Genomic DNA, 26,336 nt, shown 5'->3' with positions numbered 1-26,336 from the left:
GATAAAAAGATTACATGGGAAGTGGCCGGTTAAGACAGGCCGTGTAAACGACGAGCTAGCTGTGGGTATTAATCTTGCTCTTGTCAACGCTTCCCGGAGAAAGTCGTCACTATTCGCTCAACAAGGCGCAGCACTGGTAATGCTGAAACAGTTTCTTTTCTGACAGCTGGTATTGCGGTGCTCAAGGTCGTCTGGCTCGTCAGACAATGCCCGTTGAGGAGAAGCCATTTTGGCTTAAGTGTCTATGTACAAAGAAAAAGTGTACAAAGAAGAAATGTACAAAAAAGAAATGCATACAAAAGAGATGCATCAGAAAGAAGTACATAAAGTATCAAAGGTTAACGTTTCCCAGTGTACAGCGGCCGAGCATAATACATCACAGGATGGGTTGCCCCAGCAACAGGGCATTGCATTCGAAGATCATGCGCCTGGCTTTGAGCTGAAGGTGACAGCGTTGCCTGAATCGGTAACAGGTCGGCATACGCCTGACCCGCTGCGGTTTGCGTTTGACACTAAAGCTTCGGCGCATGCGGGTGGCAGCCAGCAGCCTATATCGCCTGACCTTTTTCAGTCTCAGTTTGAGAATGTGTTGCTGGCGGCAGAAAAGCCCGCGAATCGTTGTTTGTACGTGCATATCCCATTTTGTCGGGTACGTTGCACCTATTGTAATTTTTTCCAGCATGCGGCGAGTGCATCGCTCATTGAAGAGTATTTCGATGCGTTGGTGCTGGAACTGAAAATGAAAGCTGCCCAGCCGTGGACACAGGCCGCACCGTTTCAGGCTGTGTATGTGGGAGGAGGGACACCCACGGATCTGACCGCAAGGCATATTGCCCGGTTGGGGCAGTTAATCCGACAGTATTTTCCACTGACGAATGACTGTGAAATCACCCTGGAAGGGCGAATTAATAGATTTGATGATGTTTTGTTTGATGCCGCGCTGGAAGGGGGCTTTAACCGCTTTTCATTCGGGGTACAAAGCTTTAATACGCAAGTGCGACGTAAGGCCAAACGGCTGGACGATCGCGAGGTGGTGCTGGCGCGAATACAGTCGCTTAGTGCAAGAAATGATGCCCCTATTGTGATTGATCTGCTGTACGGTCTGCCATATCAGACAATGAATGTGTGGGCGCAGGATCTGACGGATTTTCTGGATTGTGGTGCTCATGGTGTTGATTTGTATCAGCTGATCCCTATGGGTAGCACGCCCATGATGGATCTGGTGGCTAACCAGCGTTTGCCGCCTCCTGCGGATACCGCGAGCAAAGCCGGGATGTTTGAACTCGGCGTACAGATGATGGACAAACACCACCTGCACCGTTTGAGTGTTAATCATTGGGCGCGGGATAACCGGGAACGCAGCCTGTATAACAGCCTGGCGAAAACGTCGGCTGAAGTGCTTCCGCTTGGCGCCGGTGCCGGTGGTCACGTAGGTGGGATCAGCCTGATGCAATGCCGTCAGTTACCGTCATATTTCGATGCGGTCAGGCAGGGTCAACACCCGGTTGCTATGATGATGACAATGTCGCCCAATGCGGCAGTGCATGCCGCCATTAAAGCCGGTTTTGATCGTGGTGCTTTGTCAGCAAAAGCGCTGGATCGCGCTGCGGGATGGGACGTTTTCCGCTGGTGTCACCCGCTGTTTGAGGTGTGGCAGCGCAACGGGCTGGTTAACGTGCAAGATAGTTACCTCACGCTGACCCTGGCGGGAGCGTTCTGGTCTGTCACGTTGGCGCAGGGGCTGATTCAGGTGATGGAGCAGGCCTTGACTGGCAACGAACGTCTGACCGCATAATCACTCAGAAACCGCCTCTTTCTGATGAAGAAATTGTGAAAAACTGAAATCAATCTGTTCCGGTCGTCGGCAGCTGTCGTCATGGAGCCAGTATCTGGAGAAATATTGTGTTTGAGAAAATCTCACTAGCCTCACTGAAAGCCAACGTTGCTGAGATGTTGGCCGAAGACCCGAAGTTACATGCTGTTTCTATGGCTGAGATGCTGGACGTGACTGAAGGAGAGATCATCATGGCGATGCCTGAAGAGCTGGTGGTCAGCTTGCCGGGTGAGCACGCCAAAGCAATTCTGGAAGATTTGTCCGGCTGGGGGCCAGTGACGACGATCGTGCATTCAATGGGCTCCATCTTTGAAGTCAAAGCGCCGTTTCCAAAAGGAAAGGAAGCACGCGGCTACTACAATTTAATGGGGAAACCGGGTGAATTGCATGGCCACCTGCGTCTGGACCGTATTTCGGATATCGCCTTGGTCAGTAAACCGTTCATGGGGCAGGAAAGCTACTTTATCGGCTTCTTTACGACTGGCGGTGAATGTGTCTTCAAGGTGTATCTTGGTCGCGACAAGCAGCGACAATTGTTCCCAGAACAAATTGAAAAATTCCAACAATTAAAATTCGCGTTCCACGGAGAAAAGTCAGAATGAGTGAAGTAAAGCAAGAGCGCCTGCAAAATCGCCTTGGCCCGGAAATTAAAGAATTTCGTGAAGCCTGCCAGACCTTGCAACTGGCAACCGTCGATGCTGCCGGTAAACCCAATGTCAGCTATGCACCGTTTGCTATGCTGGATGACGGTTATTATGTATTGATCAGCCAGATTGCCAAGCACGCCCGAAACCTGCTGGAAAACCCGCAGGTTTCGCTGATGATGATTGAAGATGAAAGCCTGTCAAAGACGCTTTATGCGCGTAAACGACTGACGTTTGAAGCTGATGTGACGGTGGTGGAACGTACAACTGACAAGTGGCAGGACGCGATTGCGGCGTTGAAGGCACGTTTCGGTGATATCGTTGACGGGCTGAGCGGACTGGAAGACTTTACCTTGTTCCGTTTGTCACCTACGCAGGGACTGTTTGTTAAAGGCTTTGGTCAGGCGTTCCAGGTATCTGGTGATGATCTGGTGGACTTTGTCCATCTGCAGGAAGGACACAAGCGGATCAAAGATGGCAGTGAAGTGACGGAAGCGTCTGAAGAACTGTAATAGCATCAACGGGTTGATTCCGTATTGAACCATTCACAGCCCGGTGTAACTGCCGGGCTGTGTGCGTTTAGGGGATTTTAACGGACTCTGCCGGATTCCGATGATCATGATCATCCTCTGTCCTGTCTTGGCTTGCTGAGTTCTGAAACCGTGTGATAATTAACCCTATTCTTCCCTTTTTTCAGGTTTGATTATGGTGAATGAAAATCAGGATATGAAAGGCTTGCGGTTTGCCTATATCGCCAGCTTGTTGACCCCACTGACACTGATGATTTCCGGGATTGTCGCGGTGATTTACGCCGGGTATAAGCTCAACAAAGGGACGGATGAATTCAGTTACAGCCATTATTACACTCTCATCCGTACGTTTTTTCTCTTCTTTACGTTTTTCGTGGTACTAAGCGTAACTGCTGCGACAATGAGCGGCATGGTCGCAGGGGCAACGTACTGGGTGCACAGCAGCTGGCTGGATGTCTTGCTTAAAGCCATTCCAGTGGTTGGCTTAGCGATTGCTGGGCTGGCGATTGTGAAGTGGTTTGCTCAGCACCTCAAAGGCATCCGCTTATTGAATGAGCACAAGGCGATTGAGCTGTGATATTCGCCCTGGCGGGTGATGAGTCTCTGGTCTCCATCGTTCCTTGTTGTAGAACGTCACTTCTAATAAGCCGGTTTTACCAACCGGCTTTTTTCATCTACTTATCGGCTCCGCTTATTCTGTCATAGATGCATGCGCTGCCATCATTGTCGCTGTCGCTGTTGCTGTAGTGGCACGACGCAATTACCGCTCCTATTTGTCACTTCAGGTCGATTCTATTCTTGGGTCGTTTCTATACTTTGTAGAGAACTGGAACCGGAATCAGCATTGTTAATCCGATTGCTTTGTACCGGCAAAGTCGCGGCAACGGGCGGATTTAGCGTTGGCGGTATAGATGAAGGAGAGGGGAGACAGATGGGAAAAGTAACAGCGCATGGCAAAGTGGCTTCGGCATCACAATCGCAATCTGCACGCGGACATGAAGGGAGCCACCAGAAAACGAATATGCATGATGGAATTGCATTGTGGTATGACTGCTGTGTTTGTGAGGCGGAGCCTTACTGGGCAGACATGGCGGAAGAAATGGGGATTGATTTAAGTCCGTATGCGGATGACGAGCTTTGACGCATCAGGGGCGGAGCACTCGAAGCTAAACTACCAGAAGCCAGACTGCCACAAGCCAGAATGCCACAAGCAACACATCAGCAGAGGAAGCGCAATCTACAGGAGAAAATGCATTGCCGCGGCGTGGAATACAGGGAGCCACGGCAATGCCAGGGGGATGGGGTTACTGAAGAGACTCAATCAATTGGTTGAGTTCTGAAACCAGCTCTTCGGTTTTCGGGTTGTGGTTTTTCATCGCTGTAAGGGTATTGTTTTGCAGTTCGTTTTGCAGTGCCATCAGCGATTCATCTTCAAGCAGTGTCTGGCGTTGTTTGGCCAGCGTTTGCTTTGCTTTCGCAAATTCATGCAGCAGGTCGCTACGCTCTTGTTCAGACAAACCTTCGTCACGGATCTTTACCTGCAACTCTTGGGCCTGAGCAATAAATTCTTCAGGGTTATAGCCGATTTCCTGTGCTTTCTCTTTGTAAGCACTTTCGAACGCTTTGGCTTGTTCAACCAGTTCCGGGTTTGCTTTCAGTGCTTGCTGACGAATGCTGGTCAAATCACGCTGAATCGCATTGATTCGCTGTGTGGTCGCTTTCGTGGCCGCGGCTTGACTGGCAACGTTATCGGTCGTTTCGCTTGCCTGTACTGGCTGAGTCAGCGTAAACAACGCGGCCAGCATCACAGGTAGTGACAGCTTCATGGCTTTGCGGGTAAGTGCTGGGAATGTGGCAGTACGCGTTAAGCTGTTTTGCATAGAATAACCTTTGCTAGTTGTGACTTTCTCGTTCAGGGCTAAACCCAGAATGAAACGTCGATTTCCGGTTGAAATCAATGTATCGAAGCTTGTTTATCGATATGTCAGTATTGTGTCATGAATACTGCACGAAAACTGAACAGCATAACAGAAAAAAGCCGGCAATCCTTCTGCCGGCAACGTCACGATAGTGATGGAAAACCGCTGGCTGCTACGACCAGCGGGGATATTATTCTTCGCCTTTCAGGAAGTTGGTATCCAGTCGGCAGAAGGCCAGCAGCAGGCTGGCTGCGGCCGCATAGAACCCAAACGGGTCTCGCGCTTTGGCGGCACTGGTAAACGCCGGCAGCCAGTTCAGCAGCATGTTTTCCAGAAAGTGAAGTTGCGCCTGCATCTGCGGTTCGGCATCAGCTTCTGTCTTTTGCTGATTGGCCATGATAATCAGGTTGCCCAGAAAATCCAACTCGATCGCCAGGTGATCGGCCGGTTCGTTAAAATCCTTACGTTGGGCAATTCCGTATTCATCCAGCAACTGATTCATATCCTGCGCCGGTTTGTCATTCATCAGTCCGCTTTCGCCGACGTACATGGATGCATATGGCAAAGCACCGGATTTGGGGGTGCTTAGGAACAGACCGCAAAAATCGGCAGCCAGTTCTAATTGAGCGTCTGCGCGTTGTCCCAGACGATGGATAGCATCACGAAATGCGTCAACCGGTTGCTTCAGTTCTTCGGTCATGCCAAGGCCGGACAGGTAGGTCAGCATTTCGCCGTCCTGGTATTGGGCAATGTCTTCTGCCGTCAGCTCACGGGCAAACAGGGAAGACATCCACCAGTAAAACTCGGCTCGTTGTTCGTTGAAAGCAATGAGTTCTTTCATGATCACTCCAAATCAGGCTGTCGGCGTCTTAATATGCGCCGTTTGAAAAGCATATTCAGATAGCTAAGGTGCTGACCTTAGTATATGTGAATAGGCTCTTGTCGATACGGGTCGGTGTACCTGAGATACCCGGCTCAGCGAAGAGAAATCAGCCAGGGGGAAACCCCTGGCTGTCTGAGGTACAGATTATTAGCGTAGTTCCGGGTTTATATTAAATATCCATCGCCGGGAACAACGGGTTGATCTCAGTTACTTCTGTCGGGCCGTTGAAGCCGGTAACAGCCGGCACCGGGCCAGTGTATTTCTCTATCTGAACCAGTGCCGATGCGGCCGATGTTGCCTGTGCCAGTTTGGAAGAGCCAACATCCTGAGTCAGTACGTTTGGATCGCCGTACGTACACAGCGTACCTGGTTTACCGCCTTCCAGCGGGCTGTACCATGCACCTTCGTGAATACGACACACGCCAGGCATGTAGTCGTCAGTCACGACAGCACCCGCCAGCACCTGTCCACGGTCGTTGAATACGCGCACAATGTCACCAGACTTAATGCCGCGTGCTTTGGCATCTTCTGTGTTGATGTAGATCGGTTCACGATCGGCCACAGAGTAGGTCGCACGGTGCTCAGTTGACGAACACAGCTGCGAGTGCAGACGGTGTTTCGGGTGCGTACTCTGCAAATTGATCGGGAACTTGTCAGAGCGTGGACCGCCATGGCTGCGCTCATTTTTCTCGAACCACATCGGGTGACCCTGACAGTCGTCGTAGCCCATGTCGGCAATGGTCTTACAGTAGATTTCAATCAGGCCGGAAGCCGTACCCAGTGGTTCCAGATCCGGTTCTTTACGGAATGACTCGTGACGTACCCATTCCTGACCCGCAGGAAATTCGATAAAGCCTTCACCTTCCCAGAATTTCTTGAAGTTAGGCATACGAACACCCAGACCACGACCTTGCAGGCGAGCGCCGTTATAGATCTGCTCAATCCATTCCATTTGTGTTTTGCCTTCAGTAAAGGCTTCTTCACGGTCGAATCGGCGGCACAGATCTTTGAAAATGTCGAAGTCATCTTTGGCTTCGTACATAGGTTCAACCACTTTCGGCAGGGCGATGATACCGGCGTTGGAGTGGTTACCGTATTGCTCAATGTCATTGCGCTCGTGCGTGGTTGTTGCCGGCAGGACGATATCCGCGAAACGGCAGGTCGCTGTCCACTGGTGATCAATTGAAATCACGGTTTCCAGCTTACGCCACGCTTTGATCATCTTGTTACGATCCTGGTGGTGATGGAACGGGTTGTTACCACAGAATACCGCCATCTTCATTTCAGGGAAGGTCACATCATGGCCGTTCCACTTGATGGTTTTACCCGGGTTTTCAATACAGTCGACAAAGCGGGCCACAGGAATGTAGGTCGAGTAGCCTTTGTAAGAGCCGTTGTGAATCGGGTCAACACCCGTTACACCGCTGAAGCCTGACATCAGTGGGCCATTTGAGGTAATGGAACCGGCGTCGTTGTAGTGCCAGCCGAAACCGAAACCACCGCCCGGCAGACCGATTTGTCCCAGCATGGCGGCCACCACAACCAGCATCCACGCGTACTGCTCGCCGTGCTGCATGCGTTGCAGACACCAACCACCGATGATCTGGGTACGGCCTGACGCCATCTGACGCGCAATTTCACGGATCTTGTCAGCTTTAACGCCACAGATCTTTTCCGCCCATTCCGGTGTTTTCGCTACGCCGTCTTTCTCGCCCAGCAGGTAAGGCAGGAACTTATCAAAACCTGTGGTGTAGTCAGCAATAAACTCTTTGTTGTACAGATTTTCGCTGTACAGGGTATGAGCGATCGCCAGCATCAGTGGCACGTCAGTTTGCGGGTTCACACGTACCTGCTCGCCACCGACAAATTTCTGGGTATCGGAAACCACAGGGTCAACGTAGATCACTTTGATCTCGTTATTTTTCACTTTCTCAGCCAGTTGCTCGTAGTACGCGTACGGGCTGTGGTCAGGCACCAGCCAGCCAACCTGCAGGTTCTTGATTGGGTCAGAACCCCAGATCACGATGGTGTCAGAATGCTCAAGCACCAGCGGCCATGAGGTTTGTTGCTCGTACACTTCCATCGCACCAGCAACATACGGCAGTACAACCTGTGCAGCACCGGTTGAGTAGTCTCCGGCTTTTGACAGGAAAGTACCGTGCAGACTGATAGCACGCATCATCATGGTACTTGCAGAGTGCAGTTTACCCACAGACTGCCAGCCAGTGTGACCGGCATACAGGGCACTTGGGCCGTACGTGGTCTGAATGCGCTCCAGTTCATGATAGAAGAAGTCCAGCGCCTGCGACCAAGGCACACGCACAAAGCGGTTATCACCACGCTGGCTGGTGTCAGACTTAAAGCCGTGCTTCAGCCAGTCAAGACGAACCATCGGGTACTTCACTCGAGCCGGGTTGTATACCACTTCACGTACACCGTTGATCATCGTGGTCGGGTGTTTGTCTTTCTCAAACGGAACGGTATCTACCCATACGCCATTCACGACTTTGGCACGGAATGCGCCCCAGTGTGAACCAGACAGTACTTCGCCGGTGAAGGTTGCTTTGGTGTCTGTGGCTGCCAGTGCGCTGCGAGGAGCCAGCAGACTGGTGCCCACAACGGATGCTGCACTGGCCGCTACCAGACCAGACAGAAAGCGACGGCGTGAAACGCCTTTATTGAGAATTTGAGTCGCCATTGAACAATCCTTAATTTTAAATTCTTTGTGGAAAAGTGGGGGGAGCTGTGCTCCCGCCACCGTTCAGGAATTAGTGCGCGCCTGCGCCGCCTGTGTCTTTGCCGTGGTTCTGCAGGTATTTCAGCAGAGTACGTTCTTCTGTCTTGCTCAGGCGGTAATATGCGCTCATTGCATTCAGGCCAGAGATCCAGCCGTTCGCAGTGAAGTGCGCTGGGTCTGGTGCCGCGTGGCAGGCGTTACAGGTTGAGCCGTACATGGTCTTTGCGTAGTTCCAGATTGGCTGGATATCGTCAATCATGTCTTCCGCAGTAATCCAGGCTTCGACAGAAACGTGCTGCCATACGATGTCTGTTGCGCTGTCGGTTTTCTCTTCAATCAGTTTCTCAGTCGCTTTCACATCACCGCGAATGGTCGCTTTAAAGACACGTTTACCCAGGTATTCGGTCATCACACGGCCTTTACCTGCTTTTTCCAGCCAACCGTCGATTTGTACTTTCAGCATGTTGTCTTTGCGTTCCAGCACTTTGACCTGAGAAGCCGGCAGCAGTTTACCGTCAGCTTTGCTGTTAGGGTCAGCCACGGCATACAGGTCTTTTTCACCCAGCGAGTACAGGACTTCGGCATTGGCACCCTGGCTGTTTGCTGTTGCCTGCAGCGCCTGGAAGTCTTTCTGGAAGCCACCTGCCATGTTTGGTAGTTCGTGCGCAATACCCTTGTGGCACTCGATACAGTTCAGATCTTCGGCCGCCGCTTTCTTCATTTCGAAAGCTGCTTTCGCTGATTGCTTGCTGTGATCCATGTTGTCGTAGGAGTGACAGCTCTTACAGGTTTTCGAGTTCTGGCTGCTCATGCGTTCCCAGACTTTCTGAGCCATCTCCAAACGGTGATCTTCAAATTTTTCCGGTGTATCGATTTTGCCGGTAATAAAGTGGTGATACAGATCTTTTGCCGCCTCCAGTTTACGGAATACTTTGCCCGGAAAATCTTTAGGCTGGTGGCAGTCAGTACAAATAGCCTGCACACCGGAAGCATTTTTGAAGTGAACGGTTTGTTTATATTCTTCGTAGTTCTGTTCCATGGTGTGGCAAGACGTACAGAATTCAATTGAGGATGTCAGTTCAAATCCTTTATGAACTACAAAGGTGCCCGCCAATGTAATACCAATGCCCACTAAAACCAGCGCAATAATAGGATACTTGCTGCTTGGCTTTATTAACTTTTGCCAAAGTTTTTTCATAGTATGATTCCGTGTATGGATGAATTGCCTGCCGTAAACAACGGTGACGTTTAAATTTTTATGGGGTAATCTTAATTCCACGATGTGAATAAGGTTAACGGTGGCGATTAACAGAAATGTCTGTGTTGTGACAAATTGTGAATAGCCGCCTTTTGTACTACCGTTAAAAAGAACAGTTAAATAGACATAAAGAGAATGAAATGAGTCATCACGTACTTGTAGTTGAGGATGAGATTGTTACCCGTACCAAGTTGGTCGGTTATTTTGAAAATGAAGGGTATAAAGTCAGCCAGGCGGAAAGCGGCATGCAAATGCGCGAGATTATGGCTCAGGAAAAGATTGACCTGGTGATGCTGGATATTAATCTGCCAGGTGAAGACGGTCTGATGCTAACCCGTGAACTGCGTAGCCGTTCGGAAGTCGGCATCATTCTCGTCACAGGTCGTACAGACAGTATTGATCGTATTGTCGGGCTGGAAATGGGGGCCGATGATTACGTTACTAAACCGTTTGAGTTGAGGGAGTTACTGGTACGTGTGAAAAACCTGCTGTGGCGTATCTCGCTGGTGGAAAAGGCCCGTTGCGAGACAGTGACTGAAATGCAGGAAGACAGCATCATCCGATTTGGCGACTGGGTATTTGATATCAACAAACGTGCGCTGACCCACAATGGTGTGCCGGTGAAACTGACAAAGGCTGAATACGAACTGTTGGTCGCGTTTTCGTCCCATCCCAATGTGGTACTGAGCCGCGAGCGCATTCTGAATATGCTCAGCCATCGGGTAGAAGCACCGAACGATCGCACCATCGATGTTCTGATTCGTCGTATGCGTTCTAAAATGGAAACTGACCCTAAAAATCCCCAGATCTTTGTGACCGTTCATGGTGAAGGTTACATGTTTGCGGGTGACTAATATCCCATACAATTTCAATTCTGTTTTGTCATAACTTGTCATATTTAGGTCGACTCACAAGGTGTGTCGACCTTTTCCATAGCGATAAATCCGACCTTTCATTGATATTGATCAATTTTTATTACTGGATATTAATATGCCTGGAATATCAATTTTGACCATTAATTTATCATTAACTTTAAATATGTATTTTTTAATGGTTATTGTTTTTATCTATGGTTTATCCCGGTAACAAAAATGGGCCTAAATCTTTTCTTAAATGTAAATGAAAAATTGGCGGTTATACATTTTATAAATTCAAAGTAACCGGAATATTTAAATTTTTTGCTGAAGACAAATTTTTCATAACGGATAATCGCAGAGTGGCTGATTAAATAATAGCCATTCAACAAAGCGGTTCGATACTTTTCCCGAATGAAATTTCCAGATTACTCGAAAAGAATGCGTCCAATTAACACCGTTGATGGTGAAAAATCATTCATTAACTGAGCGTGAGTACTAAGTGAAGTTCAGCTTACCCTGTCAATTTTTACATGGTTCGTAAAGGCAGCATCTTAAGCCGCTCAGTATCAATGAGGAATGGAAATATTGAGGAAATGAGGAAATGATAAAGGAGAAGAAAAAAGCTACCCAGCTGAATAGTCAGATTGGGTAGCCTTGTAAACACTTAGCTTTGTAAACGAATCATCTTGTAAACGAATCGCCCTGAAAACAGATAGCCTCTTGCTGATAGCCGCTTACGATGAATAGCCCAAGATGAGCACAGCGCATCCTGAGCGGTCAACGGTGGTAGCCTTAGGCATTTGCCAGAATGGACTCTGTCATGTTCATGATCAGCGGATAACTTTTCTCACTTTCCTGAGCAATCTGAGTCTGCTCTTCAAGCACATCCTGTAGGATGGCTTCTGTGGTTAAAGGGTTAGCCAGCACCACGCGGAAAACGGTAGTCAGTTTACGATCCCACTTTTCAGGGGTAATCCGAGTCCGTGAGACAAAAGACTTCCCTGATTCACGCTGACGTTTTTGGATGAACTTGGTCAGATCGTCCAGAGCATCCAGCAGAAGCTCTTTCTGCGCCGTGTTGGAGATTGCCAGTGCTTGCTGAGTTCGAGCCGGCAGGTAGCGGTAGGTCAGTAGGCAAAGTTCCGGTTCCGTGACCAACTCAAAGTCAGGGTGCGCCTTGATCAGTTCAGAGAAATAGCGGGCTTTCTCGATACTGTTGTTGATCAGCATTTCGTAGCCGGGACGACTGATAATGTTCAGGCTGGCATAAAGCAGCATTGCCATTCCGCTGCGTGAACCTTCCAGTGTGTGGCTCCCTAAGTCTTTTGAACCTTTACGCAGTATGTATTCCGCGTGGTGTTCAATCGCACTCATTGAGGCCGGGTTTTTGAAAATGACCATACCCGCGCCCATTGGCACATACAGCTGTTTATGAGCATCAATGGTGACGGAGTCTGCACGTTCAATGCCCTTAAGCAATGGACGGTACTTATTGGACATCAGTGTTGCGCCGCCCCAGGCTGCATCCACATGGAAATGGCAGTCGTATTCGGCAGCCAAATCAGCCAGTGCATCAAGGGGATCAATGTTACCGGTTTCCGTTGTACCGGCAACACCAACAATGGCAAAAACTCGCACATTCTGCTGTTTCAGTGATTCCAGCTTGGCACGCATTTGATCAACACAAACCCGGTTATCACTGTCTGTCTGGATCGGAATCAGGCAATCCCGGCCTAAACCGAGAACATCTGCGGCTTTTTTCAGCGAGTAATGGCCCCGCTCTGAGACCAGCACAGCTAAGTCTTCATAGCCGTAGTGCTTCATTGCCCGGAACAAGCCTTCCTGCGCCACACCACGGAATGAACCATCTGGCCTCAGGGCGTTATTGCGTGCCACCCACAGGGCGGTAATGTTGGCAATGGTGCCCCCGGAGCAGAATGCCCCGAGCGAATGGTTAGCACTGTGCATCCACTGAGCATAAAAACGCTCATCTTCGTCGTAGATGAGGTTGTGCAGCATGCCAAGTACCTGACGTTCCAGAGGGGTGAATGCTTTCGAGGTCTCGATCTTGACCAGGTTTTGGTTCAGCCCGATCATGATTTTTGACAGCGGCATCAAAAAATAGGGCAGTGCTGAGGTCATGTGACCAATAAAGGTCGGCGCCGAGGTATGGACAGACTGAGCCACCAGTTTATCCAGCAAGAAATGCGTATGGTCTGAGACAAAGCTGGGAGACTCAGGAATGTCTGCGCAAGAAAAGTCTTTTTCGATCTCGGCCAGTGGCTTTTCTCTGGCCGCAATGTGCGTCTGAAGAAAAGCGTTCAGGTTTTCCGAAATCTCTTTCTCGATCCGGCCCAGGGTTGAGTCTGGTGCTTCCGGCACCGTAAAAATGCGATGTAATGACGCTTGGGTCGCATCGGCTTTTTTAGAATCCATCACTGCCATATCACTTGATATCTTGTAATTTTGTTCGGCAAATTGTTGCTAATTTAATGCAAATTGCCGCCGCTGTCGAAAAAAATTAAAAGTGATAACTTAAACCGGCAGTGATCACTGTTCCTTCGTTTTCATAGAAATTGATCTTCGAATCGCTGTAGCCGTACCCTGCAATGCCCAGGAAGCTCCACTGTTTCCAGCCAAAAGGTTCGGCATATCGGTATGCGAGATAAGCTGCCAGCAAGCTGTCTTCCTGTTTTTTGCCGAAAACGGGGTTAGCTTTATCATATTCGGAGTAGTCGTAATGCAGTGTGACGGCCAGATTAGAGCGTTCAAAGTTTTTGATAACGGTAATATCCGCACCATATCTGTCATTGGACATCGCATCACCATCGGCGTCAGTTCTGGTGTAACTGGTTGCGCCACGCAGGGCCAGATCCTGATTAATCCGATGCAGGTAGCTCAGTTGGCTGTAATAGATATCGCTGTCACGGCGAAGCAGTGCTTGTTCATCAGGCGTGAAATTAGCCAGACCGCTTTCTTCATTGTCAATTTCGCGCTCACGCAGTGCAAATTCAAACGAGAAATTTGTGCCCAGGATGCGGTCATAGATCAGACGCAGAGCCTTGGTATTTACGTCGGTCTCTTCACGGTTCACGTTGGTTACGAAGGGATCTTTCCAGGTTTCTGAGGCAATAAGGCCCGGCGCATACGCAATAGTGATAACACTGTTATCTTGTAATCGCTGCTTATAACCCAGCTCCAGGTTGAATCGACCGTAGATCAAGTCACTTTGGTTACTCCCCATGTAGACTTGTTTGTCACCGGCCTGGTTGGTGTATTTCAGGGTACCGAGAGGGAAAATAATGCCGCTGTCACGTCCTTGTCCCTGGCTGTCCAAGCTGTCGGTAACATTGTTATCGGTATCAAATTGAGAGCGTGTGTGTGAATAACCGGCCATTACAGCGATATCGCCGCTCAGACCTGGTTGCCAGTCTTTAGCTGTTGCGGCATAGCCGGGGAATGAGGCAATAAGCAGTGCGGAAATGTGAGCAATTCTACCCAGAGAATGCGAACTCATGAAGACTCCTGATTTAAGCTGATGTGGATTGTTTGTTATTTTTGTAGGTGTTATGTGGGAGATTTTTACAGAGTTAGTTATTAAATAAAAGCAGGCAGTAATTTGCTTTACGGCGTTGATGCATAAGCAGAGGGTATATTGTGAACTTCGTTTATTTTTCGCAAACGATTCCACATAGTTTCCGCGCTTTTTATTTATACAAATGACGATAGAAGTTGGCCGTGAACATAATCCATTTTTTTCAGTGAGCTTTGCTGTAATGGATTACGGTAGGTGTATTACAGGCGGATATTGAGACAAAGACAAAGTGAATACGAAGGTGACCATTTTGTGAGGGCAAAATTGGCTGGCAGGGAAAGTGTGATCACATCGCACTTTCCCTGCCAGCCAACAGGTGCAGCCTTAATCACATGAGATGTCAGCAATGGCTGTCATCGCTTTGTTGTAATCGTTGAGAGGCTTTTCAATTTTACCCGGATGGGTCAGGAGTTCGGCGAAGGCGCTACGCAGTGCATAGTTCTGAGGGTGAGGCTTGCTCTGGCGGTCATCAAAAGCCTGCTTGGCGGTTTTACCCAGTTCTGAATGTTGCTCAGCCAATGCCTTTACATCCTGCTGGGTCAGTTTTAGCCAGGATTCAACCGGCTGCGACAAATCCAGTTTTTCTTTGTCGTTGGCAAGATACCAGTCGAACACTTCACGGTTAAGCTCAAAGTGGTGCTTACGTCCTTCTAAAAACCAGTCGCCGACGTCTTTCAGGCTGGCATCTTTCTCGACAGTGATATCAACCAGTTGCTGGTACCAGGTCAGTGAGGCATCGATATATTGGTGATATTTTTGGCTTTCACAGCTGTCATTGGCAGCCAGAGCAGTGGCTGGTAGCATGGCGGCTGAAAGTAAAATTGCAGCTAACTTCATTGCCTTTCCTTGAATGTAATATCTATTGGGCCCAAGTTGTCGCGATAGCGCTTGAGTTCGCTTTTATTTTTGCTAAGCCATCTTATGTCCTGATGGTTCGCTGATTGTAACGGGATGATTGAGCAAAGGAAAAGGATTCTTTGTGGGAATGGATCACTGTTAACACAATTGAACGGGAGAGTCGTGGCCTTAGTGGTATTTAAACCGTTGTGTTTAAAAATGCTTAACACAGTAGCTGGCCCAAATAAAAAAAGAGGCCCATGTGAGCCTCTTTTTACTTTTGGAATCAGAACGAGATCTGAAGTGTTCAGTGTCCGCGCTCTTTCATGGCGACGGAGATACAGAAGGCAGCTCCACCCCAGGTAATGCCCAGCCCGAACAGCATCATGATAATTGCACCTGTAGTCATAATTATGCCTCCTGATGAGTCTGTGGTTTAGATGACAGGTTAATGATGACAGCCAAAACAAACATGGCCGCAACCAATCCCCAACCCAGCATCAGCAGGTCGGATGTTTCATAACCGCCGTAGCCTTCACTTGCTGTATTCAGCAGGTTGGTGCCCAGGATTACAGCCAGCATCAGTGGGCTCAGGTAACGGATACAGACTTCAAACCATTTGCCGATAGTGATTTCTGAACGCTCGTTAACATAGTCACGAATGTCAGAGACTCTCAGTAGCCAAGCGATGATAACCAGTTCAACCAGACAGCTGCTCAGCAGGGCAATGTTGTTGATGAAGTAGTCGACCAAATCCAGCAGTAGCAGACCGCCGTTGGTTGCAAATGCCATTGACACCACAAAACCGACACCACATACGACTGAAGCGGCTTTCTTACGTGACCAGTGCAGTTTGTCGATAATGGCACTGGTGACAGCTTCCAGAATCGAGATGTGTGAGCTCAAACCGGCGACCACAAGAGCCAGGAAGAACAGCGGACCCAGAATATAAGGTGCTGGCAGCAAGTTGATAGCTGCAGGGATGGTCACGAAGGCCAGCCCCACACCAGCAGAAACGACTTCTGTCAGTGGCTTCGCTTGCTCCTGAGCCATGTAGCCCAGTACGCCGAAGATCAACACACCCGCCGTGATTGAGAAACCACAGTTGATTAACACGGTCATAAAGGCGTTGTTGTTGATGTCAGATTTTTCTGGCAGGTAGCTGGAGTAAGCCACCATGATGGCAAAGCCCACACTCAGGGTGAAGAAAATCTGACCATAAGCTGCAGACCATACTTTTGCGTCCATGATCTTGCTGAAATCAGGTTGGAACAGATAGTTAATACCATCCACCGCACCCGGCAGAAAGATTACACGAGCAATCAGCGCGATAACCATGACAAACAGCAAAGGCATCATGATTTTGTTGGCGCGTTCAATCCCGCCTTTTACGCCGGTAAAGATAGCTGCAAAGGTGACTGCCCAGGCAATGGCCATTGGAATGGCAATGTGGAATTGCAGGTCACCGAGTTTAGACGGTGAGTTTTCACCTAACTTCAGGTATTCGCTGAAGAAGTAGGCGTTGGTATCCGATCCCCAGCTTTGAGAGAAAGAAAAACCAAGGTAGGAAATTGCCCAGCCGATAACCGCGACATAATAAACGGCGATAACAGCAGCAATAAACACCTGGAACCAGCCCAGCCATTCATACTTCACACCCAGCTTAGAAAAAGCGCGGGGAGCGGCACCACGTAATTTATGACCGAGGCTGAATTCCATGATCATAAAAGGGATACCTGCGGTGAGCATGGCAAAAAGGTAAGGGATAAAAAATGCGCCGCCACCATTCTCATAAGCCATATATGGGAATCGCCAAATATTCCCCAGGCCAATTGCTGATCCCACTGCTGCCAGGATAAACCCGGCTCGTGAGCCCCATTGTTCTCGTTTCATATGCATCTCCTTATGTACTGCAAATCCCTATATAACGAGGAATTAGTAGAGAAATATTCCATTAATAAACCGTGACTTGCATGATCTTTGAAAGGTTAGACCAGGCAGATGTTTCGAGAGTAGCTAGAGAAAATGTCTTACGCAATAGAGCATAGTAGAGGACCTGCTTATGTCCAGTGGTGATATTCATTGGTAGCAGTAGGTAGGATGAAACAACGGAGTGGGGCTTGGGAAAAGGCTGGTTTAATTCACTATTGTTAAGTTTCACGCTAGTGATAAATTTTATTTTACATATTTGCAATCAATGACCATAAAATAGCCAAAAAGGAGTTATTCACTGTAAAAAACAGAGAAAGACCAGAGCATTTGGTCTTCTCTGCTGTCATTTGGCTCTTTTAAAACGAATATGTGAGGCCGAGATTGGTCTGAAACTGCGTCAGCCACTCTGAATCGATTGAAACGTTGCAGGTTTCATTCCCCGTGGGCAGTGTGCAAATGGTGCTGGTGTCGCTATCAATCAGGTTGGCCAGCCATCGAGCTTCAAATACCACCGCAAAATTGTCAGCCAGCTGGTAGGTCATTCCACCGTGGATACCAGCAGAAAACACTAAATCGCTGTCACTCCAGTCAACATCCAGGATCGTGGTGCCTATACTGGCACCAATAAAACTGTTCAGTCGGTGCTGCAATTGATAGTGAAGGGCGCTTTGCATATGTACGTAGGTCAGGGTGCCGTCATCACTGAACGGGCTGGCTTCATTTTTTTGGTGGCTGATAAACAGGCCGACCCGACCATTTTCAAAATCTGTTTCCAGACCCAGGGCGTAGTGAACATCGTTATCGATATCAATGTTCAGCTGATTTTCATCCCGGATATTATTGGAAAAGGTGTAGCCGATATAAGGAGTGACATAAATTGTGTTTTCTGCCAGCGCATGCATTGAGGTGCACAGGCCGACGGCTGCAAAAAGCAACTTGGGTATTTTCATTTCCTTGTCCAGTTTTCTAAACAGAAATTTAGTGTGACAGCTTTCCGAAATTAGTGCTTTTCCAATAGTCATAATCTTGAAGTCTCCCTAAAATAGGGTTAAAAATATGTTAAGTCATGATAAGTAGTGAGGTTTTTATGATGGACTTTGATCTCAAGTTAGCACTTGTCACCGTTGCTGTTGTGATGACGGTACTGTTTTCATTCGGCATTATCGCGATTACTACGTAATTTATTAATAATAAAGCAAATTGTGATCACTATTGAAAAACTGAATGGGGAGTGCGATATACTGTCTGCCAACGTGTTCGTTATGAAAGAGGCAGGTGTATGACTAATCATTTGCCATTCAGTTTAAAAGATATTGATATACAACTGGTTAACAATTTCTCCTCTAAACTGAAAACTGCAAAAAAGCGTCGTATCGCTCTTGTCGTGCAAGGGGGAGGCCAGCGGGGTATTTTTACTGCCGGGGTTTTTGACGCTTTTCTTGAAGCTGGTTTTGATCCCTTCGAGTTATATATCGGAACGTCTGCCGGCGCTCTGAATCTCTCTTCTTTCATTAGTCGTCAGCCTAAATTTGGCTACAATTTTATTGTCAATTACACCACCGACAGTAAATTCTTCAATCTTTACAAATATCTGAGTCAGCAACAGTCAATGGATCTGGACTGGGCATTGCGCGAAGTAGGAGAGCAAGGCTCTACGCCACTGGATGTCGTGACGGCGCAGCAGGTTCTGCGTTACCGTACCGCTCTGGCTTGCATGACCCGAAAAGATACCTTGCAGGATATATATATGCCCATGTATCAGGGCAACTGGACTGATGTATTACGGGCATCCTGTGCAATACCGGTGATTTATAACTTGCCGGTGAATATCGATGAACTGGAGTGGGTTGATGGTGGTGTCAGTGCTGCGGTACCGGTAAAAGAAGCCTGGAACCGGGGGGCGGATTTAGTCATTGTCGTTCGCACTGAACCCTTGTTACTCAGGCCGCAGCAAGACGACAACCGGCTGTTAAAAGACTGGCGGGAAAAAATAGAAACACTGGTGCCTGAGTATATTGATCGTCTCAGCCTGAATGAGTCGATTGATAAAGTGAAGGTACTGCACAGTGAATGGACATCAAAGTTTGATAGCTGGAAACAAGCGAGGAATGAGCGCCATCCGGTCGACAGTGCCATTGAAGAAAGTGCCGGTGAGTTAATTGAAGCTCAAGCCAGCAAAGGAAAAAAATGGAGCTTATTGTCGGTCGATAATGTAGAACGTTTTCTCAAAATTGCCGGTAAGAGTAAAAGTACCGAGGTGATTGAGATGCTCAATCGCTATTACACGACCTACCAGGCGGCACATGATTTTATGTATGCACCACCTGAAGGGTTGCAGGTGATCCAGATTGCACCGGAAAAAAGCCTGCGTAGTCGCGCTTTGCTGAGTGATAAAGATGATCTGGAAGTGGACTACCGGGAGGGGAAAGTTGTCGGCAGAGAGTTTATCGCGCATTTCGCAGATATCCTAAACGACACGACCAGCTTGCCCAAGCGGCGATAGCGTTGATTCTGGTGCCTCTCTGGTGCATACGGTGTCGCAAGTGTTTCTTCTGTTGTCTTGAAGCACTTCTGGGCTGAAGAGAATTATCAACCGCTCATCAGAAAGCAAAAAGGAACCGTCTGGTTCCTTTTACTTCATTTCTTAAGCATGCTTAAGGTCTTGGAAAAATATTTGCCTTGTCACTTCTCTCAGGCGAGCACGTTTTGCAGCCAAGGCCAGCCTTGCTTTTTGCGACTCAGAGTATTTTCCATCATCAGGTGACCGGCAGCGTCTGCAAATGGTGCCAGCTTTTCTGACCATTCGCCGCGGAACAGGAGTCGTGTAGTGCTGGTGGTAATATCTGTCAGCATCAGCGCGGCCAGTGCCAGACCTTCCTCGTCACAACGACGCTGCAGATCTGCTTCCAGTTGGTCAATCATCTCTTCAACCTGAGCCAGTGTTGCCAGCTCAATTTGACCAACAACCACATCGCGCTGATTAAAGGCATACGCTTTCAGGTCTTTGTTGACCAGCTCATCGGCGGAAAGTCCGACAATATCGGTTTTGGCAATCAGCAATGCTTCAGTAAAAGCATCTAGATCCTGTACATCGGCAATTTCGGCCAGAGCAGTGACGGCGGCCTTATCTTTATCCGTGCAGGTTGGTGAAGCAAAGCCTACGGTGTCGCTCAGAATGGCCGACATCATCAAAATCGCCAATGGACGCGTGATAGTGGCATTTTCCATCTGGAACAGATTAAACAGGATGGTACAGGTGCAGCCCACTGGCCAGATCCAGGCTTCCAGCGGGTTAACGGTGGTCACATCGCCCAGACGATGGTGGTCAACAATGCCTGCGATCTCGGCGGCTTGAAGGTCGTCAGGGCCTTGTGCCAGATCGGAAAAGTCGACCAACCATACAGATTTACCAGCCACGGTGGTACACCTTTCCGGCGCTTCAACACCTGCGGTTTCGAGGATATGCTGGGTTTCACGGTTGATGTCTCCCTGACGTACCGCTTTTGCATCCAGCCCGCGAGCTTTAAGTAGTTCAGCCGCCACTAATGCAGAACAGATGCTATCACTGTCAGGGTTTTTGTGACCTACGACTTCAATCATGTTGTTTCCTGTATTTTTAGAAGAGGAAGGGAAGGGACGTTACGGTCAATAAAAGTCGCAGCCTGTGCGCCTCTTGACGATTAATATTGCCCCTGCCTGAAAGGGGCATAGTGTAATGGGGTGTTATTGCAAAACGATTGATATGAAACAAACTCGCAAGCATCAGGCCATTGGAACTTCTTGTTTGTTTTCGTTCGCGGTAGCTGTAGGAATCTCCAGACCGTGATGGCGACTCAGGTACTGACACAGTTCATCAAACGGCATTGGTTTGGCGAAATAGTACCCTTGCAGTAACAAGACCCCTTTGCTTTGCAGGTAATCAACTTGTGTTTGCGATTCGACCCCTTCTGCGATCAGCTCAACCCCGGCGTGATGAGCAAACAGGATAATTGCATCCAGCAGGGAGGATTTCACATCATTGGTGCCAATCGTATCGATAAACATTTTATCGATTTTCAGGGTGTCAATCGGCAGTGATTGCAGGTAGCTGAAGCCGCCATAGCCCGTGCCTGCATCATCCAGCTTGATACTGATTCCGTGATGCTTGAAGCGGTCCAGGACTTCTTTCGCCCGTAACACATCAGTAAAAGGCGTGCGTTCGGTTACTTCAAACGCAATTTTCTCTGCTGGGAGCTTACCTTTGCTGAGAATATTCAGTACGCAGTCAACAAAGCGATGGTTTTCCAGTTGCTGCGGAGTGACATTGACACTCAGGGAGAAGGTCGGCCCTGTCGGAAACGTCTCTGAGAACTGATGGACGACTTTGTCGAGTAAGTTTTCGGTCAGCTCTAGGATTTGCCCGTTGTGCTCCGCGATGGGAATAAACTGATTTGGGGCAATGACCTCTCCGTTCGCCCTGTGCCAGCGAATCAGTACCTCACAGCATTCCACCCTATGTGTTTCCGTATTGATGATAGGCTGGTAATAAGGAACAAATTCATTGTTTTTCAATCCGTGAACGATCAGATCGCTGAGCCGTTTCTCAGGAGGCTTGCGCAAACCCAGAATCAGACTGAAGGACAGCAGCAGAGACATCAGCAGCATTTGGGTAATTTCGACATCATGATCGACAACTTCCCTCAGACCCTGCTCAGTGGCGTAAAGCTGGACATCAAACTCTTTTGTGAATGCTTTACTGGCAATGAGGCGATAAGACTGGTCGGCTGTTTTACGTTTTATGGGCAATTCACGATTTCGATACAGCAGTGACATCGCAAAACAGTTGATACAGGCTTCGCTGTCCGTGAAGACATTCTGGAAAGGCTCTGTGATGAGGATCATTTCACCTTTGGCCAGATAGAAGGTGATTTTCAGACGCTGATTGAAATATGGCTCAACCATAAACGCATTGTACTGGCTGTCATGCAGGAAAAAGAACTCTTTGTTCCGGAAGTCTTTAATCAGGCTGACATCTTTCCCGTAGACGGAACAATGCTCATGAGGGGTCTGGAGTTCCAGAAACTGAATGACCGTCGGGTTTTCACTGGCGTCGCGTAGAATACCGATATCGTGTTCATCACAAGTGAAGGATAACTGCGTGGCGAGTCGCCTTGCTTCCTTGCCGATATCCATGTAGCGCTTCTGGTAGAAGTCGAACAGATTGTCCATCCTTTCCTTGGCTTCAGACGCAAATAATCTCTCCCCAAGAAACGGTGAGCTTACCATAATGACTAATGTACCCAGAATAAATACCAGAGCGGGCAAGCGCCAGCGTCGCCAGAATGTCAGATCCATAGTGCGGTACATGCGTCAGAATTAACGAAGGAAAAACATTCAACCATAATTCGTGCGGATATTACAGACCATCAGGTACGTAATTGGATGTTATTTTCATTGTACATTACTGACTAATAACTCAGCATAATTGTTTGCAGAGGATCTATGCTTTATTGATCTTAATCTAAGGCAAATACCGCTTATAACATGTATATATAATGACTGTTAATGGGCTGTGTTAATGAATCTGTGTTTTTGGGACCATCATGTTGATGACTAACAATATTGATGCGATGTTTGAATGCGTGAGAAGGAGAGTCAAGAATGTGGCGTCTGTTGCCGGTTGTGATAAGTTACTGGTTGTTAGCAGCACATTTTTTTCGCCATTCGGTGTTTGATGTGGCGTTATTGCTGGTGTGCTTACCGCTCTTGCTCAAGATGCGCTCCGCCTGGATACCTGTCGTGATGGGAGCGGGATTGCTGCTCAATGCCGCTATCTGGTGCTTGGTGACCTATGACATGCTTTCTGTCCGTCTTGTGATGGGAGAAAGTTGGGGGAGATTGCTGTTTATCATGGGAGGGGTGATCTGTTTTACGCTACTGTCAGCGGTTGTGTTCCAGAGCGATAAAGTCAGGGCTTATTACTCCTCGATAAAAGCCACCAGTTAGCGCGGATTGCAAGATGACGCCACGAAGTGTTTCATTGCAAGATTAAGATATGTTATGTTATAACATATCTTGAGTGGTGAAGGATCATTTGAGAAACATGAGCGGGGCGATCTTAGCGGTATGCCTCAACAGGCTAATTTGTTATCACAGTGCCTTAGCGCTGTTTAAGTGTAATAATTTTAGATATCATCACTGCATAAGTGATAGTCCGGGTAGAGCCGTTTGACTCCCGTTGGGCTGATTAGTTTTTTTGAGTTATTAGCATTGTCGCGAGTACGATAGGCTGTTTCTGCTGATAACTGTCTCATTGACTGGGTATTGCAATCCCGGCAGCAAACGTAATTAGGAACAACATGGTAACTGTAAGGGCCCGAGTGCCATTCAAAGTCGGCCAGAAAAGTCATATACCGGCCGAGCTGCTTTCATTTAATGAGTTAGCATCAGGTAAAGAACACGTAGCACTGATTTTCCGTGGTGCGGACAAGGGCGATGTACCGCCTCTGGTTCGTATGCACTCTGAATGTCTGACGGGCGATGTGTTTCATTCTTCACGTTGTGACTGTGGTGAGCAGTTGGACGAAACGATCGAAAGAATGGGTCAGGAAGGCGGCGTTCTTCTGTACCTGCGTCAGGAAGGCCGTGGGATTGGCTTGTATAACAAGATTGATGCCTATGAGTTGCAAAGTCAGGGCATGAACACATACGAAGCCAATAACCACCTGGGTTTCGGGGATGATCTGCGTGACTTTACTGAAGCGGCGATGATGCTGAAAGCTCTGGGGATTAATGCAATCCGTCTAATCACCAATAACCCGAAAAAAATCAGTGATTTGGAATCTCTGGGTATTGAGATTGCGGAAGTTGTGGGCACGAAAGCGTATGTTAAAGACGGTAATGAAAATTACCTGCGTACCAAAGCGAGCCACGGTAAGCACCGTTTCCACTTTGATTGATTCAAACTGATGTCAGTCAAGTATATAAAGCCCTGCCTTCTGGCAGGGCTTTTTATTTGCCCGCTTTGGGTGGGTTGACATACTGAGTAAGTTCTCGTCGTGGCATACACCGCTTCGCCATCTGATTGTCCGCCTGTTTTTGTATTCTGGCTTCCTTGAAACTTTATGGTTCCGATAGTGATCAGGCAAGGATATTACTCCAGATGCATTTGCATCTGGAGTATGAAAACATACTGAAAATGAATATTCACTCTATTCAAAATGGTTGCGTAAAAATGCATGTAGGCGGGTTTTTCTCATGATGTGGAAAATGCGTTAGTAATATTAGCTTAACTAATCCGATTCATAATAAAGTATCGTGCTGTTGAGTGGGCTAAGTCCTTGCTTAGTCAGGGCTTCAGGATTACTATCTGCTCGAATTCTCCAGTTAATCTTGCCATCAAGGCTAATTCTTTTGGCCTTATAAATTGCAAACCTGAAATTTAAAAGAGAATTGTTCTTTAAGTTGGCGGATTTCGTTCAAATCTACCGCATGTATCGAAACATTATTCTGTGATAAGGATTCTGGTTGTGGAAATGCAATCGTCTTCTACCAACATGGTAAAACTGTTATTTCTGATAATCATTCTGGCCGCGGTTGGTCAAATGACACAAACCATGTATGTGCCTTCTATTCCTGCGATGTCGGAATATTTTTCAGTACAGTCGTCATACCTGCAGGCCGTCATGGCTGCGTACCTGATCCCTTATGGATTGTCCCAGTTTGTGTATGGGCCATTGTCAGATCGCGTCGGACGCCGTCCGGTTATTCTGCTCGGTATGGGGATCTTTTTGCTGGGTACTATCGGCGCACTGTTTGTGCCGTCATTTGAATTGTTCCTGCTGGCCAGCTTTATCCAGGGCATGGGTACCGGTTGTGGCGGAGCTATGTGCCGTACGGTAACCCGTGACGCGTATGAAGGGGCGGAATTACACCGAGCTAACAGCTTGGTGAGTATGGGAATTATATTCTCGCCACTGATTGCACCAGTATTGGGGGGATATCTGTCCTCTTACTTTGAATGGCAGGCCAGCTATCTGTTCCTGTTGATCTTTGGTGCGGTGGTAACGCTGGCAATGATGTCTCAGTTTTCAGAGACCTTGCCGGCAGAGAAACGCCGTCATGAACGTGTAATGGTCAGCTACCGCTATGTGCTAGGGCATCGTCGGTTCCAGGGCTATGTAATGTGTCTGGTCGCGACATTTGCAGGTATTGCGGTGTTTGAGGCTGCCGCGGGTGTGCTGCTTGGCAGTGTACTGAAATTAGATCCGGAAACGGTCAGCTGGTTGTTTGTCCTGCCATTACCGGGATATTTGGCGGGCTCATGGATGTCAGCCGTGCTGGTGAAACAACTGGGTAACCGCCGGGTAATGACATTGGGTATGATCGCTATCATTGCTGGCTCACTGACTATCCTGCTGCCGGGGTTATCCGGGCTGGTAACCGTTAATTCATTGATTGGTGGTGCGTTTCTTTACTTTATCGGAGCTGGGGTGCTATTTCCGGCTGCGACAACGGCAGCGGTTGAACCATTCCCACATCATGCTGGGACGGCTGGCGCAATTCTGGGTGGTTTGCAGAACCTGGGTGCAGGTCTGGCAACATTGGCGGCTTCGTTAATGGGGGCTGAAAATCAGTACAACCTGGGAGCGGTTATGTCTGTGATGGCTGTGCTGGTGATGCTGAGTCTGATCTGGGTTCGTCGCAGTCAGAATGAAGATAAGTCAGTTCTGGCGTCATAACTGCTCAGTTAGCGGAGCCGGTAATAAGAAAGGCGAGGTATTTACCTCGCCTTCTGCTTTTTCGTGGCACTGAAATATGATGTCTAAGTGAGTTATTTATTTGTGATGTATCTTCTGACGCGAATCGGTCTTCAGCCAGACAATGCATCAGCCACATTAGATTCGTTACTTTAGAATCTGTTACTTTTTAATCTATCACTTAAGAACCAGCTGCCTTGAATCAGTCACGTTTCCACAGAATGTGGCAGAATTTGTTGTCTGGATCGCGGCAGATCAGAAGACGGGCGAAAACATCGTCCAGCTCGTCGGTTTCCTCATTAACCAGGCCGATACGTACTTCTGCGTATACGTCTTTATCGACGTCAAAACCTACGTGTTCTGCCCAGTCGTCTTGTGTTTCTACCAGTTCGGCAGCGCCGCGATCGTCAAACTGCAGGGTGAAAAGCATCACGTCAGCAGGTTCCAGATTGTCTGAAGCCATTTCCAGGAAAATGTCGTAGGCGGTGTCGATCACGTCGTCGTATGAAATCAGGTCTTGATTGTCCATGAGCGGTATCAGTCTAATGAAGGAGTAAAGCGACAGTATAACG

Annotated in this window: 24 protein-coding genes; 11 read left to right on the top strand and 13 right to left on the bottom strand. The window is 48.2% G+C overall.

Annotation, left to right across the window (positions count from 1 at the left end):
* Positions 1-244: 244 nt before the first annotated feature.
* From hutW to FH974_RS09210, 5 genes are all read left to right on the top strand, one after another.
* Positions 245-1,795, top strand: coding sequence for a heme anaerobic degradation radical SAM methyltransferase ChuW/HutW (gene hutW / locus FH974_RS09230; protein ID WP_242551817.1), 1,551 nt, complete (start codon positions 245-247; stop codon positions 1,793-1,795).
* A 107-nt stretch (positions 1,796-1,902) separates the two neighbouring features.
* Positions 1,903-2,436, top strand: coding sequence for a heme utilization cystosolic carrier protein HutX (gene hutX, locus FH974_RS09225; RefSeq protein ID WP_047885652.1), 534 nt, complete (start codon positions 1,903-1,905; stop codon positions 2,434-2,436).
* Positions 2,433-2,990 carry a heme utilization protein HutZ gene (hutZ, locus tag FH974_RS09220; protein WP_047885651.1) on the top strand — a complete coding sequence of 186 codons (558 nt, stop codon included), beginning with the start codon at positions 2,433-2,435 and terminating at the stop codon, positions 2,988-2,990. The genes hutX and hutZ overlap by 4 nt, the downstream gene beginning before the upstream one ends.
* 193 nt (positions 2,991-3,183) lie before the next feature.
* A complete protein-coding gene (locus FH974_RS09215; RefSeq protein WP_047885650.1) occupies positions 3,184-3,585 on the top strand; it encodes a hypothetical protein in 402 nt (133 codons plus the stop codon).
* A 354-nt stretch (positions 3,586-3,939) separates the two neighbouring features.
* Positions 3,940-4,149 (top strand): hypothetical protein, encoded by a 210-nt coding sequence (locus tag FH974_RS09210; RefSeq protein ID WP_047885649.1) that lies wholly within the window; start codon positions 3,940-3,942, stop codon positions 4,147-4,149.
* Between the two features lie 163 nt (positions 4,150-4,312).
* On the opposite strand, the gene FH974_RS09205 is transcribed toward FH974_RS09210, so the two are convergent.
* From FH974_RS09205 to torC, 4 genes are all read right to left on the bottom strand, one after another.
* Positions 4,313-4,888, bottom strand: coding sequence for a hypothetical protein (locus FH974_RS09205; RefSeq protein WP_047885648.1), 576 nt, complete (start codon positions 4,886-4,888; stop codon positions 4,313-4,315).
* Positions 4,889-5,117: 229 nt separating this feature from the next.
* Positions 5,118-5,768 carry a molecular chaperone TorD gene (torD, locus tag FH974_RS09200; RefSeq protein ID WP_047885647.1) on the bottom strand — a complete coding sequence of 217 codons (651 nt, stop codon included), beginning with the start codon at positions 5,766-5,768 and terminating at the stop codon, positions 5,118-5,120.
* Between the two features lie 211 nt (positions 5,769-5,979).
* Entirely contained in the window at positions 5,980-8,508 is a 2,529-nt protein-coding gene (torA, locus tag FH974_RS09195) for a trimethylamine-N-oxide reductase TorA (RefSeq protein WP_207103223.1), read from the bottom strand.
* Between the two features lie 70 nt (positions 8,509-8,578).
* Positions 8,579-9,745 carry a pentaheme c-type cytochrome TorC gene (gene torC, locus FH974_RS09190; protein WP_047885645.1) on the bottom strand — a complete coding sequence of 389 codons (1,167 nt, stop codon included), beginning with the start codon at positions 9,743-9,745 and terminating at the stop codon, positions 8,579-8,581.
* Between the two features lie 200 nt (positions 9,746-9,945).
* Between torC and torR the strand changes: the two genes are divergently transcribed.
* Entirely contained in the window at positions 9,946-10,659 is a 714-nt protein-coding gene (torR, locus tag FH974_RS09185) for a two-component system response regulator TorR (protein ID WP_047885644.1), read from the top strand.
* A gap of 795 nt (positions 10,660-11,454) precedes the next feature.
* Here torR and panP read toward each other — a convergent pair.
* The 6 genes from panP to FH974_RS09155 form a co-directional block, all read right to left on the bottom strand.
* The gene (gene panP / locus FH974_RS09180) at positions 11,455-13,107 is read right to left on the bottom strand and encodes a pyridoxal-dependent aspartate 1-decarboxylase PanP (protein ID WP_047885643.1); all 1,653 of its coding nucleotides are present in this window, start codon (positions 13,105-13,107) and stop codon (positions 11,455-11,457) included.
* 76 nt (positions 13,108-13,183) lie between these two features.
* Positions 13,184-14,179 (bottom strand): DUF2860 family protein, encoded by a 996-nt coding sequence (locus tag FH974_RS09175; RefSeq protein ID WP_047885642.1) that lies wholly within the window; start codon positions 14,177-14,179, stop codon positions 13,184-13,186.
* A 402-nt stretch (positions 14,180-14,581) separates the two neighbouring features.
* Complete coding sequence (locus tag FH974_RS09170; RefSeq protein ID WP_047885641.1) at positions 14,582-15,094, bottom strand: hypothetical protein; 513 nt, start codon at positions 15,092-15,094, stop codon at positions 14,582-14,584.
* A gap of 307 nt (positions 15,095-15,401) precedes the next feature.
* A complete protein-coding gene (locus FH974_RS09165; RefSeq protein WP_107193797.1) occupies positions 15,402-15,503 on the bottom strand; it encodes a MetS family NSS transporter small subunit in 102 nt (33 codons plus the stop codon).
* A gap of 2 nt (positions 15,504-15,505) precedes the next feature.
* Positions 15,506-16,987: a sodium-dependent transporter gene (locus FH974_RS09160; protein ID WP_047885640.1), complete on the bottom strand. Its 1,482-nt coding sequence runs from the start codon at positions 16,985-16,987 to the stop codon at positions 15,506-15,508.
* A 395-nt stretch (positions 16,988-17,382) separates the two neighbouring features.
* Positions 17,383-17,976: an outer membrane beta-barrel protein gene (locus FH974_RS09155; RefSeq protein ID WP_047885728.1), complete on the bottom strand. Its 594-nt coding sequence runs from the start codon at positions 17,974-17,976 to the stop codon at positions 17,383-17,385.
* 137 nt (positions 17,977-18,113) lie between these two features.
* Between FH974_RS09155 and cydH the strand changes: the two genes are divergently transcribed.
* Together cydH and FH974_RS09145 are read left to right on the top strand one after the other, a co-directional pair.
* Positions 18,114-18,206, top strand: coding sequence for a cytochrome bd-I oxidase subunit CydH (cydH, locus tag FH974_RS09150; protein WP_207103222.1), 93 nt, complete (start codon positions 18,114-18,116; stop codon positions 18,204-18,206).
* Positions 18,207-18,305: 99 nt separating this feature from the next.
* A complete protein-coding gene (locus FH974_RS09145; RefSeq protein ID WP_047885639.1) occupies positions 18,306-19,529 on the top strand; it encodes a patatin-like phospholipase family protein in 1,224 nt (407 codons plus the stop codon).
* Positions 19,530-19,717: 188 nt separating this feature from the next.
* On the opposite strand, the gene FH974_RS09140 is transcribed toward FH974_RS09145, so the two are convergent.
* A complete protein-coding gene (locus FH974_RS09140; protein WP_047885638.1) occupies positions 19,718-20,626 on the bottom strand; it encodes a manganese-dependent inorganic pyrophosphatase in 909 nt (302 codons plus the stop codon).
* 162 nt (positions 20,627-20,788) lie between these two features.
* On the bottom strand, positions 20,789-22,360 hold the full coding sequence (locus FH974_RS09135) for an EAL domain-containing protein (RefSeq protein ID WP_169776032.1): 1,572 nt from the start codon (positions 22,358-22,360) through the stop codon (positions 20,789-20,791).
* Positions 22,361-22,666: 306 nt separating this feature from the next.
* Here FH974_RS09135 and FH974_RS09130 point away from each other — a divergent pair, with 306 nt between their 5' ends.
* From FH974_RS09130 to emrD, 3 genes are all read left to right on the top strand, one after another.
* A complete protein-coding gene (locus FH974_RS09130; RefSeq protein WP_047885637.1) occupies positions 22,667-23,011 on the top strand; it encodes a hypothetical protein in 345 nt (114 codons plus the stop codon).
* Between the two features lie 353 nt (positions 23,012-23,364).
* On the top strand, positions 23,365-23,964 hold the full coding sequence (locus FH974_RS09125; RefSeq protein WP_047885636.1) for a GTP cyclohydrolase II: 600 nt from the start codon (positions 23,365-23,367) through the stop codon (positions 23,962-23,964).
* 576 nt (positions 23,965-24,540) lie between these two features.
* On the top strand, positions 24,541-25,746 hold the full coding sequence (emrD, locus tag FH974_RS09120) for a multidrug efflux MFS transporter EmrD (RefSeq protein WP_242551816.1): 1,206 nt from the start codon (positions 24,541-24,543) through the stop codon (positions 25,744-25,746).
* Positions 25,747-25,966: 220 nt separating this feature from the next.
* On the opposite strand, the gene FH974_RS09115 is transcribed toward emrD, so the two are convergent.
* The gene (locus FH974_RS09115) at positions 25,967-26,293 is read right to left on the bottom strand and encodes an HI1450 family dsDNA-mimic protein (protein ID WP_047885635.1); all 327 of its coding nucleotides are present in this window, start codon (positions 26,291-26,293) and stop codon (positions 25,967-25,969) included.
* Between the last annotated feature and the right edge of the window lie 43 nt (positions 26,294-26,336).

This window comes from Photobacterium ganghwense (assembly GCF_017329545.1).
Classification (GTDB): Bacteria; Pseudomonadota; Gammaproteobacteria; order Enterobacterales; family Vibrionaceae; genus Photobacterium; species Photobacterium ganghwense.
This window is presented reverse-complemented; position numbering and strand designations above follow the sequence as displayed.